The organism is Streptomyces europaeiscabiei, assembly GCF_036346855.1.
GTDB classification, from domain to species: domain Bacteria; phylum Actinomycetota; class Actinomycetes; order Streptomycetales; family Streptomycetaceae; genus Streptomyces; species Streptomyces europaeiscabiei.
This window is the reverse complement of the sequence record NZ_CP107841.1, coordinates 2,375,946-2,388,601: the sequence shown is the minus strand read 5'-3', so window position 1 is coordinate 2,388,601 and position 12,656 is coordinate 2,375,946. Positions and strand designations below refer to the sequence as shown.

Sequence of the window (12,656 nt, the reverse complement as noted above, 5' to 3'; positions counted from 1 at the left end):
TGCCACCACGAAGCGGCAACCGTCAGATCCCCCACGCCCCTACGGCACCTAGGCCCCGGTCACCTCGACGGCGGCCAGGTTCTTCTTCCCGCGCCGCAGCACCAGCCACCGCCCGTGAATCAGCTCTTCCCGGGAGGGAACCGCGTCCTCGGCGGTGACCTTGACGTTGTTCACGTAGGCCCCGCCCTCCTTCACGGTCCGCCGCCCCGCGGACTTGCTCGGCACCAGCCCGACCTCCGCGAGGAGATCCACGACCGTCGCCAGCTCGGCGACCTTCGCGTGCGGCAGCTCGGACAGCGCCGAGGCCAGCGTCTTCTCGTCCAGCTCGGCCAGGTCGCCCTGTCCGAACAGCGCGCGGGACGCGGCGATCACGGCGGCGGTCTGCTCGGCCCCGTGCACCAGCGTCGTCAGCTCCTCGGCCAGCGCGCGCTGCGCGGCACGTGCCTGCGGCCGCTCCTGCGTCTGCTGCTCCAACTCCTCCAGCTCCGTACGGGACCTGAAGGACAGGATCCGCATGTACCGGGTGATGTCGCGGTCGTCCACGTTCAGCCAGAACTGGTAGAACGCGTACGGCGTCGTCATCTCCGGGTCGAGCCAGACGGCGCCGCCCTCGGTCTTGCCGAACTTCGTGCCGTCCGCCTTGGTCATCAGCGGCGTGGCCAGAGCGTGCGCCTGCACGCCGGGCTCCATCCGGTGGATCAGGTCCAGGCCGGCCGTGAGGTTGCCCCACTGGTCGCTGCCGCCCTGCTGGAGGGTGCAGCCGTACCTGCGGTAGAGCTGGAGGAAGTCCATGCCCTGGAGGATCTGGTAGCTGAACTCGGTGTAGCTGATGCCCTGGTCGGACTCCAGCCGACGGGCGACGGAGTCCTTCGTCAGCATCTTGTTGACGCGGAAGTGCTTGCCGATGTCCCGCAGGAACTCGATGGCGGACAGGCCCTCGGTCCAGTCGAGGTTGTTGACCATGACGGCCGCGTTCTCACCCTCGAAGGACAGGAACGGCTCGATCTGGGCGCGCAGCCTGCCGACCCAGCCCGCGACCGTCTCCGGGTCGTTCAGCGTGCGCTCCGCCGTCGGGCGGGGGTCGCCGATCAGGCCCGTCGCGCCGCCGACCAGCGCCAGCGGCCGGTGCCCGGCCTGCTGGAGGCGGCGCACGGTGAGCACCTGCACCAGGTGTCCGACGTGCAGCGACGGCGCGGTCGGGTCGAAACCGCAATAGAACGTGACGGGACCGTCCGCGAGCGCCTTGCGCAAAGCGTCCTCGTCGGTGGACAGGGAGAACAGTCCCCGCCACTTCAGCTCGTCGACGATGTCCGTCACGGTTCTCGTGTCTCCTTGATCGAGCTCGTAACCAGGTACCTCGTGAACCAGGTACCTCGTAATCAGGTACGAGGTTATACGCCCTGGCTGACAGAACTCATATTGAAATCCGGCACCCGCAGCGCGGGCATCGCGGCCCTGGTGAAGTAGTCGCTCCACTCGCGCGGCAGCGTCTTCTCCGTGCGCCCGGCCTCCGTGGCCCGGCCGAGCAGGTCCACCGGGGACTCGTTGAACCGGAAGTTGTTGACCTCGCCCGTGACCTCGCCGTCCTCCACGAGGTAGACGCCGTCCCGGGTCAGCCCGGTCAGCAGCAGCGTCGCCGGGTCGACCTCGCGGATGTACCACAGGCAGGTCAGCAACAGCCCGCGCCGGGTGTTCGCGACCATCTCCTCCAGGGAGCGGTCCTCACCGCCGTCCAGGATCAGGTTGCTGATCGTCGGCACCACCGGCAGCCCGGTCAGCCCCGCGCTGTGCCGGGTGGTCGGCAGGTGCGCGACCTCGCCCCGGCTGATCCACTCCGTCTCCTTCAGCGGCAGGCCGTTGTCGAACACCGAGCTGTCGCCGCCGGAGGAGTGGGCCAGCACGAACGGAGCGGACTCCAGGCCCGGCTCGTTCGGGTCGCTGCGCAGGGTCAGTGGCAGCTCGGTCAGCCGCTCGCCGATCCGGGTACCGCCGCCGGGCTTGCTGAACACCGTCCGGCCCTCGGCCGCGTCCCGCGCCGACGCCGACCACATCTGGTAGATCAGCAGATCCGCCACCGCCGTCGGCGGCAGCAGCGTCTCGTACCGGCCGGCGGGCAGCGGCACCCGCCGCTCGGCCCAGCCCAGCCGTACGGCCAGCTCCGCGTCCAGGGCCGCCGGGTCGACGTCCTTGAAGTCCCGCGTGGAGCGCCCCGCCCAGGCGGAGCGCTTGCGGTCCGGGGACTTGGCGTTCAGCTCCAGCGTGCCGTTCGGCTGGTCGTGCCGGAGCCGCAGCCCCGTGGACGTACCGAGGTAGCTCGACACCAGTTCGTGGTTGGCGAAGCCGTACAGTTCCCGGCCGCCCGCACGCGCGCGTGCGAACGACTCCCCGAGCGCCGGCGCGAAGTCCGCGAACACTGCGGAGGAGGTCTCGGCGGGCGCGTCCGTGAAGTCCGGGGAGTGCTCCACACCTGTGACCAGCGGCTGGGCGTCCTCGGCGGGTCCGGCGCCACGCGCGGCGGCCTCGGCGGCCCGCACCAGCGGCTCCAGCTCCTCGGCGGTGACGGCGGACCGCGACACCACCCCGGAGGCGGTGCCCTCCTTGCCGTCGACGGTGGCGACGACCGTCACCGACCGGCCCCGGGTGACCCCGTTCGTGGTCAGCGCGTTGCCCGCCCAGCGCAGGTTCGCCGTCGAGTACTCGTCGGCGATCACCACACAGCCGTCGGCCCGGGACAGCTCAAGAGCCCGCTCGACGATCTCGTGCGGCTTGTGCGCCTTGTTGTTCCGCGCGCTGTTGTTCCGCCCGCTCATCGACCTGCCTCCTGCGTCGTGTTCAGGCTGTGCTCGCCCGGGAGATGACCCTCGGACCCCCTGCGGATTCCGTGGTGAGCGCTCATCGACCGGCCTCCTGCGTCGTGTTCAGGCTGTGCTCGCCCGGGAGATGACCCCCGGACCCCCAGCAGATTCCGTGGTGAGCGCTCATCGACCCGCCTCCTGCGTCGTGTTCAGAATGTTGACGCCCTTGAAGAGGGCCGAAGGGCAGCCGTGCGACACCGCGGCGACCTGGCCCGGCTGGGCCTTCCCACAGTTGAAGGCACCGCCCAGGACGTATGTCTGCGGCCCGCCCACGGCCGCCATGGAACCCCAGAAGTCCGTCGTCGTCGCCTGGTAGGCGACGTCCCGCAGCTGCCCGGTGATCCGCCCGTTCTCGATCCTGAAGAACCGCTGACCGGTGAACTGGAAGTTGTACCGCTGCATGTCGATGGACCACGACCGGTCCCCGACGACATAGACCCCCCGCTCCACCCCGCCGATCAGATCCTCGGTGGACATCCCGGCAGGATCCGGCCGCAGCGACACGTTGGCCATGCGCTGCACCGGCACATGCCCGGGGGAGTCGGCGTACGCGCAGCCGTTGGAGCGGCCCAACTCGGTCAGCTTCGCGATACGGCGGTCGAGCTGGTAGCCGACCAGAGTGCCGTCCCTGACGAGGTCCCAGCTCTGCCCCGCCACGCCCTCGTCGTCGTACCCGATGGTCGCCAGGCCGTGCTCGGCGGTGCGGTCACCGGTGACGTTCATCAGCTCGGAGCCGTAACGCAGCTTGCCGAGCTTGTCGAAGGTGGCGAAGGAGGTCCCGGCGTAGGCGGCCTCGTAGCCGAGCGCGCGGTCCAGCTCGGTGGCGTGGCCGATGGACTCGTGGATGGTCAGCCACAGGTTGGACGGGTCGACGACCAGGTCGTAGACACCCGCCTCGACGCTCGGCGCGCGCATCTTCTCAGCGAGCAGCTCCGGGATCCGCGCCAGTTCGTCGTCCCAGTCCCAGCCGGTGCCCGTCAGATACTCCCAGCCGCGCCCGACCGGCGGCGCCAGCGTCCGCATCGAGTCGAACTCGCCGCTGGACTCGTCGACCGAAACGGCGGTCAGCGAAGGGTGCAGCCGTACGCGCTGCTGGGTGGTCACGGTCCCGGCGGTGTCCGCGTAGAACTTGTTCTCGTGCACGGTGAGCAGCGAGGCGTCCACATGGTTGATCCCGTCGGCCGCCAGCAGCCGCGTGCTCCACTCCGTGAGCAGCGCCGACTTCTCCTCGTCGGGGACGCTGAAGGGATCGATCCCGTACGCGGAGATCCAGGTCTTCTCCGCGTGCACCGGCTCGTCCGCCAGCTCGACCCGCTCGTCGGACCCGGCGGCCTTGATGACCTGCGCGGACAGCTTGGCCATCGCCACGGCCTGCGAGGCGACCTTCGCTGCGGCGTCCATCGTCATGTCCACCCCGGACGCGAACCCCCAGGTCCCGCCGTGCACCACCCGCACCGCGTACCCGAGGTCCGTCGTGTCCGACGACCCGGCCGGCTTCGCGTCCCGCAGCCGCCAGGAGGCACTGCGCACCCGCTCGAACCGGAAGTCCGCGTGGTCGGCGCCGAGGGCCCGGGCGCGGGCCAGCGCGGCGTCGGCCAGGGCACGTAGGGGGAGTGCCAGGAACGACTGATCGATTTCATGGGGCACGGGCGGGGTTCCCTTCGGGGCTTGCCTGTGGTGACCGTCGGAGGCAGTGAATCATGGGGCACGGACAAGCGGGCGGGCACGGGAAACCAACTCCCGTGCCCGCCGCGAACATCGCGTACGACGTGGCCTCAGCGGCCCGGAGATGAGCCCGCCGCGAGTGCCGTGAACGCCGTCCAGGCGGTCGGTGTGACGACGAGTGGGCGGATGCCGTTTGTCCTTGGAGTCGCGGATGCGGACCGCCGCCTCGGTGCCGTTGGTGCCGTTGCCCGCGCCCTGGTCCGCCGTCATCGCCGCGCGCCTCCCGTACTCATCACGTGTCCCCGCCCTCACCGGCCCAACCCGCCCATCCGCCCAATCCGCCCAATCCGCCCAGCGTCACGGGGAGTTAGTCACCCAGTCCAGAGCGTGCACCGGTACAGCCGGGTCTGTACGGGCGTCGTACCTGTTGGCGGGGCGGAAGGGGCCGCACCCCTGGGCGCATGCCGACGCCACCGGCTCAAGAGGCCGTCACCGTAAGTGTGTTCGTCCAGGTGTCCGACAGGCGTCCGAGGCGCCCAAGGTCTCCGGAGCCGCGGGCGGAGTGCACGCTGGAAACCTCCTCCGCGTACAGGAGGAGACCCGTCGTGCCACGCACGGTTCGCCCAGGAGAGCGAACGGCTCGCGGAGCGGCACCCCGAGGAGCGGGAGGAGCTGCTCCGGGCGGCTGCCGGGATCCGGACCTCGTCGATGTGTGCGTATCAGCGCGCACGCTCCGGGCGTGGGTGCTCCCGTGACGGAGGACGCGGTCGCCGACTCCCCGGACTCCTTCGGCCTGGAGAACTCGTCATCGGCCGCCACCGCGTGCGGCGCGCCTGCTCGGCGAACCCGACGACCGTGCCGGTCATCGCCGGCAGGTCGGGCGCACGCTGCGCGAGCTGTCGGACGAGGGTGCCCCGCGTCTGTCGGTCGGACTGGGCCTCGGTGGACGGCCTCACGGCGTACACGGAGGCGGAGGCAACCGGTTCCCCCGACACCTCGGCGGCCCGGTCCGCATACGCCGGCGGACTGGCCGGCCGGGCGCAGGCGACCGACTGGCCGCCGGGCGCAGGCGACCGACTGGCCGCCCCACGCAACGGGCCCTGCTGGTGGGGTTCGGAGCGCGAGTGCAACGCGAGTACAAGAAGTGCTGCGGGAATTCCGCGCTCGTGTGATCGTCCGGTGACGCATCACACGGACATCTTCCAGACGGGGTGCTGTCTGTGGGAACCCCACAGACAGCACCCCATCGCCCTGTCGCTGTCGTAATCGGTACCCGGTGCGGCGGGCGGATAGGTTCGAGGGGTACCAGACCTCAGAACGAAAGGGTGATCCGTTGAGCCGCTCGGTTCTCGTCACCGGAGGCAACCGGGGCATCGGCCTCGCCATCGCCCGCGCGTTCGCCGACGCCGGCGACAAGGTCGCCGTCACGTACCGCTCGGGGGAGCCGCCGGCCGGCTTCCTGGCCGTCAAGTGCGACATCACCGACCCCGAGCAGGTGGAGCAGGCCTACAAGGAGATCGAGGCGCAGCACGGCCCGGTCGAGGTCCTGATCGCCAACGCCGGCGTCACCAAGGACCAGCTCCTGATGCGCATGTCCGAGGAGGACTTCACCTCGGTCATCGACACCAACCTCACGGGCACCTTCCGCGTCGTCAAGCGAGCCAACCGCGGCATGCTGCGCGCCAAGAAGGGCCGCGTGGTCCTCATCTCCTCGGTCGTGGGCCTCTACGGTTCGCCCGGCCAGGCCAACTACGCCGCCTCCAAGGCCGCCCTGGTCGGCTTCGCGCGCTCCCTCGCCCGTGAGCTGGGCTCGCGCAACATCACCTTCAACGTCGTCGCCCCCGGCTTCGTCGACACCGACATGACCAAGGTGCTCACCGACGAGCAGCGCGCGGGCATCGTGAAGCAGGTGCCGCTCGGCCGTTACGCGCAGCCCGAGGAGATCGCCGCGACGGTGCGGTTCCTCGCCTCGGACGACGCCTCGTACATCACTGGAGCCGTCATCCCCGTAGACGGCGGACTGGGAATGGGTCACTGATCACCATGAGCGGAATCCTCGAGGGCAAGCGCGTCCTGATCACCGGTGTGCTGATGGAGTCCTCCATCGCCTTCCACACCGCCAAGCTGGCCCAGGAGCAGGGCGCCGAGATCATCCTGACCGCGTTCCCGCGGCCCACGCTGACCGAGCGCATCGCCAGGAAGCTCCCCAAGCCCACCAAGGTCATCGAGCTCGACGTCACCAACGACGAGCACCTCGGACGCCTGGCCGACATCGTCGGGGAGGAGCTCGGCGGCCTCGACGGCGTCGTCCACTCCATCGGCTTCGCCCCGCAGGACGCCCTCGGCGGCAACTTCCTCAACACGCCGTTCGAGTCCGTCGCCACCGCGATGCACGTCTCGGCGTACTCCCTGAAGTCGCTGACCATGGCCTGCCTGCCGCTGATGCAGAACGGCGGCTCCGTCGTCGGCCTCACCTTCGATGCGAAGTTCGCCTGGCCGCAGTACGACTGGATGGGCCCGGCCAAGGCCGCCCTGGAGGCCACCAGCCGCTACGTCGCCCGCGACCTGGGCAAGCAGAACATCCGCTGCAACCTCATCTCCGCCGGCCCCCTCGCCTCCATGGCCGCCAAGTCCATTCCGGGCTTCGGCGAGCTGGCCGCCGTGTGGGACGACCGCTCCCCCCTGGAGTGGGACCTCAAGGACCCCGGGCCGGCCGGCCGCGGTGTCGTCGCGCTGCTCAGCGACTGGTTCCCGAAGACCACCGGCGAGATCATCCACGTGGACGGCGGGCTGCACGCGATCGGCGCCTGAGCGCTCCGGCTGAAGGCTCCACGACGGTACGAGGGCGCGCATCCATTCGGGTGCGCGCCCTCGTCGTACTCCTCCGCGCCGGGATCATCACTCGTTCGGCTCATCCGGCGGGCCGCCGGGGCCGGGTGCCGCGCACGCTGGACCTACACCGCCCAGCCGCTCGGCCTGAGGAGGTCCCCCTTGTGCGCATCTCCCGCAGCATCGCCCCAGCGGTCGTCGCCCTGGCCCTCGTACTCACCCTGCCGTCCGAGTCGGCACCGCACGCGCGCGTGGAGACCGGAGAGCGGCACGCGCGCGTAGTGGTGGACGACAAGCCCGATCCGTTCGGGGCGGCCTGCCGCAGCACCGTCACCGGCTCCCAGGTGATCGCGCACTGCTACAACCCCTACGTCGCCGTCGACCGCGTCCGGCTGCACATCGAGTGCGCGCGGTGGTGGGACATCGACAGTGACAGCGCCGCGGTCGCGACGGCGCCGGCGCGGACCGTACGGCTCACCGGGCGCTGCTGGAAGGAAGTCCGATCGGTGTGGTTCAGCCACCAGCGGGTGGAGAGCTGACCCGTCCCGGACGGCAGTGGAACGGATACCCGGCAGCCTCGGCCGCGGCGGTTTCCGCGTCGCCCGCGCGGATGGCGTCCACGAGCCGGGCGTGGTCCATGTACGTCTCCGGGGTCAGCTCCTCGCCCACGTCACCGCGCAGCCAGTCCCGCAGCACCTCGCCGAGGTCCGCGTAGACCGTCGTCACGACGTCGTTGTGGGACGCGGCCACAACTGCCATGTGGAAGGTCGCGTCGGCGGTCACGAACGCCTCCGCGTCGCCCGACGCCCACGCCTGCTCACGCCGGGCCAGGAGCGCGTCCAACTGCTTCAGATCCTTCTCCGTGCGGCGCTCGGCGGCCAGCTTCGCGGCGCTCGACTCCAGGGCGGAGCGCAGCTCGGCGATGTGGGTCGGGTCGGCGCCCGCGAAGCGGCGGTGCATCACGCCCGCGAGCTCGCTGGTCGCGACGACATAGGTGCCGGAACCCTGGCGGATGTCCAGCAGACCGTTGTGCGCGAGCGCGCGGACGGCCTCCCGGACCGTGTTCCGGGCGACGCCCAGCTGCTCGACCAGCTCGGGCTCGGTGGGGATGCGGGAGCCGACCGGCCACTCGCCCGAGGTGATCTGGTTCCGCAGCGCGGCGATGACCTGCTCGGACAGCGCCGATCGGCGGGGATGGCTCAGCGGCATGGCACACCTTCGCACGGACGGGCCGACCGGGAGAGGCCGGGCCATGGACAACCAATCATCCTATGATTCTATGATGGGTGTCATGGTGAGCGAGGAAACCCTGACGCCGGCAGTCGCGCCCGAACGCGTCGCATCCCATCGGGCCGCATCCCATCGAGGCGCATCCGATCGCGCCGCATCCGCCCAGGCCCGGGTCGAGGCGCAGGCCAAACCTGCGGCGCGGGACATGCGCGCGTGGACGACGCGCCTGGTGGTCGTGGGCATCGTCCTGACGGCCCTCAACCTCCGTCCCGCCATCACCAGCCTCGGGGCCCTCCTCGAAGAGGTGCGCGTCGGGCTCGGCATGAGCGGCAGCGTCGCCGGGCTTCTCACCTCCGTACCGCCGCTCTGCTTCGCCGTCTTCGGCGCCATGGCACCCCGGCTCGCCCGCCGCTTCGGCCCGGCCGCCGTCGTCTGCGCAGGCATGGTCGCGATAGCCGGCGGTCTGCTGATCCGGCCGTACGTCGGCGGAACGGCCGGCTTTCTGGCCGCGAGCGCCCTCGCCCTGATGGGCATCGCCGTCAGCAACGTCCTGATGCCGGTCATCGTCAAGCGCTGGTTCCCGGACCGGGTCGGCTCCATGACGGGCCTCTACTCCATGGCTCTCGCTCTCGGCACCTCGTCCGCCGCGGCCGTCACCGTGCCCATGACCGCCGCCCTGGACGGGAGTTGGCGGGCGGGCCTGGCCGTATGGGCGGTCCTCGCGGCGGCGGCCGTGGTGCCGTGGCTGCCGTTCGTACGGGATCGCGGCGCCCGCTCCGCCGAGCGGGCCGGGGGAGCGGCGGCACCCGCACGCGAAGCAGGGCCCGCGCCGCGCATCACCCGGAGCCGTACCGCCTGGGCGCTCGCCGTGTACTTCGGGCTCCAGGCGACCGCCGCCTACATCACGATGGGGTGGATGGCGCAGATCTTCCGGGACGCGGGGGTCCCGGCCGGCAGGGCGGGGCTGCTGCTGGCCGTCACGATGGTGATGGGCGTCCCGCTGGCCTTCGTGATCCCCCGGCTTGCCACCCGGCTGCCCCGCCAGGGGCCGATCGTGGTCGTCCTGGGCGTCTGCGGGCTCCTCGGGTACGGCGGCCTCCACCTCGCCCCGGCGGCGGGAGCCTGGGCGTGGGCGCTGCTCATCGGCATCTCCAACTGCTCCTTCCCGCTGGCGCTCACCATGGTCGGCATGCGGGCCCGCACCGGCGCCGGGGTGGTCAAGCTGTCCGCCTTCGCACAGAGCACGGGCTACCTGATCTCGATCCCCGGCCCGTTCGTCGTCGGCGTCCTCTACCAGCACAGCGGCGGCTGGGGCCTGCCCCTCGCCCTCATGGCCGCCCTGATGCTCCCGCAGATCGTGGCGGGCATCCTGGCGGGCCGCGACCGGGTGGTGGAGGACGAGGCGGCCCGCTGAGCCGCACCCCGGCGGCTCCACCGCGGCCGGGGGTGCGAGACTGTGCGTATGCCAGTGCTCGACCCGAACCCCCAGAACGGTCAGAAGAAGATGCTCCTGGTCTTCGGCTCGTTCCTCGCCATCTTCGTCGTCATCGGGATCATCGCGGCCATCGCGTCACCCTGAGTGCTGAGTGCTGAGTGCTGAGTGCTGAGTGGTGGGGATATCCCCCCGTCCCCTAGGGGGCGAGTCTCAGGGTGAAGTGGGTGGATCACCGGATGGGTCGAAGCGCTCGGATTCCGTAGCTTCGAGATGTGGCAGCGAGGACGGGCCACAGACCACCCGGAGACCACGGAGGCGGCATGTCGGCCCCTACGCACACCCGACCCCACCCGGCGACCATGGGCGGTGTCGACATCCGGCTCCCCTGGTGGGCGGTGGCCCTGCCCGCCCTCGCCTTCGTCGCTCTTCTCCTGCTGATCCTGAATCCCGCGCAGGCCCAGGCGGCGAGCGGCGACCCCATGATCGGCCACCTCATGGAGCGCATACAGCAGGCACTGTTGAGCCACGCGCTGTGACGGGCGGCCAGCCCACCGGAAGCGCATGTACGGGTGCCGGGTATCCGCACTTCAACTCCCTGCGCCCCATGGCCTGTTTCGTGCGAAGCTGGGACACATGAGCGTCGCAGAACCCCGCAGGATCGTCCTCTTCCGGCATGCGAAGGCCGACTGGCCACAGGTCTCCGACCACGAGCGGCCGCTCGCCGACCGGGGCCGCATGGACGCCGCCGTCGCCGGGCGCAAGCTGGTCGACTCCGGCATCCCCCTCGACCTGGCCCTCTGCTCCACCGCCGTCAGAACCCGCGAGACCTGGAAGCTCGCCGTCCACGAGCTGCCCGAGCGGCCGAAAACGGTCTACGAGGAGCGGATCTACGAGGCCTCGCCCGGCGAGCTGATCGCCCTGCTCAACGAGACCCCGGACGACGCGCAGAACGTGGTCCTGATCGGGCACAACCCCGGAATCCAGGGCCTCGCCGACATCCTCGCCGGCAGCGCCGAGGGCGACGCCCGCGAGCGTATGAACCGCCGAGGCTTCCCGGCCGCCGCCTTCGCCGTGCTCTCCTTCGAGGGAGCCTGGAAGAGCCTGGAGCCGGGCGCGACCACGCTGGCCGACTACTGGGCGCCGTCGGAATAACCCCGGCCGCGCAGCCCCACAGGCACCCGGCACGGCAGAGGCCCGGCACCCTTTCGGTGCCGGGCCTCCGTGCCGTCCTTCGGTGGCGGGCCTCCGCCGTGCGTACGGGGGCGTGCGCCGCTCTTCGCACGCTCAGCGCCGGGGCGTACACCCCGTCACTCGTCGTGCGTGTCCGCCGCCTCGACCTCTTCCCTGGTCACGCCGAGGAGGTACAGCACGGTGTCGAGGAAGGGGAAGTTCACCGCGGTGTGCGCGGCCTCGCGGACGACCGGCTTGGCGTTGAAGGCGACGCCGAGGCCGGCGGCGTTGAGCATGTCGAGGTCGTTGGCGCCGTCGCCGATGGCCACGGTCTGGGCCAGCGGCACCCCCGCCTCGGCGGCGAACCGGCGCAGCAGCCGTGCCTTGCCCGCACGGTCCACGATCTCCCCGACGACCTTGCCGGTGAGCCTGCCATCGACGATCTCCAGCGTGTTGGCCTGGGCGAAGTCGAGCCCCAACCGCTCCTTGAGGTCGTCCGTGACCTGGGTGAACCCACCCGAGACGACACCGACTTGGAAACCGAGCCGCTTCAGCGTGCGGATCAGCGTGCGCGCCCCCGGCGTGAGCCGCACCTCGCTGCGCACCTTCTCCACCACCGAGGCGTCGAGCCCCTCCAGCAGTGCCACGCGCGCGTGCAGCGACTGCTCGAAGTCCAGCTCGCCGCGCATCGCGGCCTCCGTCACCTCGGCGACCTCCTTCTCGCACCCGGCGTGCGCGGCGAAGAGCTCGATCACCTCGTCCTGGATGAGCGTGGAGTCCACGTCCATGACCACCAGCCGCTGCGCCCGCCGGTGCAGCCCCGCCGCGACCACGGCCACATCCACGCCCAGCGCCACCGACTCGGTGACCAGCGCGGTCCGCAGCGTCTCCGGTTCCGTGCCGGACACCGCGAACTCCACTGCCGTCACCGGGTACTTGGCGAGCCGGAAGATACGGTCGATGTTGCCGCCGGTCGCGGTGATCCGGGCGGCGATGCGGGCGGTGGACTCGGCGGTCAGCGGGTGGCCGAGGACGGTGACGTGCGAGCGGCCGAGGCCACGGGGCCGGTTGTCGCCCAGGCCGGAGATGATCTCCGCCTGCATCTTCATCGACTCCGCCCAGCTGTGGACGGTCGCCCTCAGGTCGCCCTCCTGCCCGGCGGGCGGCTCGGTCACGAGCGCGCACAGCACGATCCGGCCACGGGTGACGACCTGCTCGATGTCGACCACGTCGACGGAGTAAGCGGCGAGGGTGTCGAACAGCCCGGCGGTGATGCCCGGCCGGTCCTTGCCGAAGATCTTGACGAGGATGGTGGGGACGTCAGAGGAGGTCTGCGAAGCGCTCATGATGTGCCAACCGTATCCGGCGCCCCGTGCCTTTTGCCCCTGAGGTCCGCCCAGCGGACGGAGAACACTGGGTTACCAGCGGTTGAAGCGCACCCGGATCGTGTACGACGCCCCGGAGAGCGCCTC

General features: G+C 70.9%; 12 protein-coding genes. 7 read left to right on the top strand and 5 right to left on the bottom strand.

Annotated elements, in window-relative coordinates; translation table 11 throughout:
- Positions 1-48: 48 nt before the first annotated feature.
- The 3 genes from tyrS to OG858_RS10255 form a co-directional block, all read right to left on the bottom strand.
- Positions 49-1,317 carry a tyrosine--tRNA ligase gene (gene tyrS, locus OG858_RS10265; RefSeq protein WP_086751377.1) on the bottom strand — a complete coding sequence of 423 codons (1,269 nt, stop codon included), beginning with the start codon at positions 1,315-1,317 and terminating at the stop codon, positions 49-51.
- 74 nt (positions 1,318-1,391) lie between these two features.
- Positions 1,392-2,810, bottom strand: coding sequence for a metallopeptidase TldD-related protein (locus OG858_RS10260; RefSeq protein ID WP_086751375.1), 1,419 nt, complete (start codon positions 2,808-2,810; stop codon positions 1,392-1,394).
- 168 nt (positions 2,811-2,978) lie between these two features.
- Complete coding sequence (locus OG858_RS10255; RefSeq protein ID WP_319264969.1) at positions 2,979-4,502, bottom strand: TldD/PmbA family protein; 1,524 nt, start codon at positions 4,500-4,502, stop codon at positions 2,979-2,981.
- Positions 4,503-5,853: 1,351 nt separating this feature from the next.
- Between OG858_RS10255 and fabG the strand changes: the two genes are divergently transcribed.
- The 3 genes from fabG to OG858_RS10235 all read left to right on the top strand — a co-directional run bounded on the left by fabG (position 5,854) and on the right by OG858_RS10235 (position 7,888).
- Positions 5,854-6,558, top strand: coding sequence for a 3-oxoacyl-[acyl-carrier-protein] reductase (gene fabG / locus OG858_RS10245; protein ID WP_086747883.1), 705 nt, complete (start codon positions 5,854-5,856; stop codon positions 6,556-6,558).
- Between the two features lie 5 nt (positions 6,559-6,563).
- Complete coding sequence (fabI, locus tag OG858_RS10240) at positions 6,564-7,331, top strand: enoyl-ACP reductase FabI (protein ID WP_086747884.1); 768 nt, start codon at positions 6,564-6,566, stop codon at positions 7,329-7,331.
- Positions 7,332-7,513: 182 nt separating this feature from the next.
- The gene (locus OG858_RS10235) at positions 7,514-7,888 is read left to right on the top strand and encodes a hypothetical protein (RefSeq protein WP_086747885.1); all 375 of its coding nucleotides are present in this window, start codon (positions 7,514-7,516) and stop codon (positions 7,886-7,888) included.
- Here the strand turns inward: OG858_RS10235 and OG858_RS10230 are convergent.
- On the bottom strand, positions 7,863-8,558 hold the full coding sequence (locus OG858_RS10230) for a FadR/GntR family transcriptional regulator (protein ID WP_086747886.1): 696 nt from the start codon (positions 8,556-8,558) through the stop codon (positions 7,863-7,865). The genes OG858_RS10235 and OG858_RS10230 overlap by 26 nt on opposite strands.
- 70 nt (positions 8,559-8,628) lie before the next feature.
- Here OG858_RS10230 and OG858_RS10225 point away from each other — a divergent pair, with 70 nt between their 5' ends.
- The 4 genes from OG858_RS10225 to OG858_RS10210 all read left to right on the top strand — a co-directional run bounded on the left by OG858_RS10225 (position 8,629) and on the right by OG858_RS10210 (position 11,166).
- A complete protein-coding gene (locus OG858_RS10225) occupies positions 8,629-9,993 on the top strand; it encodes a CynX/NimT family MFS transporter (RefSeq protein ID WP_086747887.1) in 1,365 nt (454 codons plus the stop codon).
- Positions 9,994-10,041: 48 nt separating this feature from the next.
- Complete coding sequence (locus tag OG858_RS10220) at positions 10,042-10,158, top strand: SGM_5486 family transporter-associated protein (RefSeq protein ID WP_005477623.1); 117 nt, start codon at positions 10,042-10,044, stop codon at positions 10,156-10,158.
- Between the two features lie 176 nt (positions 10,159-10,334).
- Positions 10,335-10,550, top strand: a complete 216-nt coding sequence (locus OG858_RS10215; RefSeq protein WP_328544976.1) for a hypothetical protein — start codon at positions 10,335-10,337, stop codon at positions 10,548-10,550.
- 97 nt (positions 10,551-10,647) lie between these two features.
- Positions 10,648-11,166, top strand: coding sequence for a SixA phosphatase family protein (locus OG858_RS10210; RefSeq protein WP_037691240.1), 519 nt, complete (start codon positions 10,648-10,650; stop codon positions 11,164-11,166).
- A 155-nt stretch (positions 11,167-11,321) separates the two neighbouring features.
- On the opposite strand, the gene serB is transcribed toward OG858_RS10210, so the two are convergent.
- Positions 11,322-12,530, bottom strand: a complete 1,209-nt coding sequence (gene serB / locus OG858_RS10205) for a phosphoserine phosphatase SerB (RefSeq protein WP_086747889.1) — start codon at positions 12,528-12,530, stop codon at positions 11,322-11,324.
- Positions 12,531-12,656 lie beyond the last annotated feature (126 nt).

What these genes read in the sequence shown, in the direction of transcription:
- OG858_RS10260 (WP_086751375.1), bottom strand. Translation starts at nt 2,810, where the DNA reads ATGAGCGGGCGGAACAACAGCGCGCGGAACAACAAGGCGCACAAGCCG.
- fabI (WP_086747884.1), top strand. Translation starts at nt 6,564, where the DNA reads ATGAGCGGAATCCTCGAGGGCAAGCGCGTCCTGATCACCGGTGTGCTG.
- OG858_RS10230 (WP_086747886.1), bottom strand. Translation starts at nt 8,558, where the DNA reads ATGCCGCTGAGCCATCCCCGCCGATCGGCGCTGTCCGAGCAGGTCATC.
- OG858_RS10225 (WP_086747887.1), top strand. Translation starts at nt 8,629, where the DNA reads ATGATGGGTGTCATGGTGAGCGAGGAAACCCTGACGCCGGCAGTCGCG.
- OG858_RS10220 (WP_005477623.1), top strand. Translation starts at nt 10,042, where the DNA reads ATGCCAGTGCTCGACCCGAACCCCCAGAACGGTCAGAAGAAGATGCTC.
- OG858_RS10215 (WP_328544976.1), top strand. Translation starts at nt 10,335, where the DNA reads ATGTCGGCCCCTACGCACACCCGACCCCACCCGGCGACCATGGGCGGT.
- OG858_RS10210 (WP_037691240.1), top strand. Translation starts at nt 10,648, where the DNA reads ATGAGCGTCGCAGAACCCCGCAGGATCGTCCTCTTCCGGCATGCGAAG.
- serB (WP_086747889.1), bottom strand. Translation starts at nt 12,530, where the DNA reads ATGAGCGCTTCGCAGACCTCCTCTGACGTCCCCACCATCCTCGTCAAG.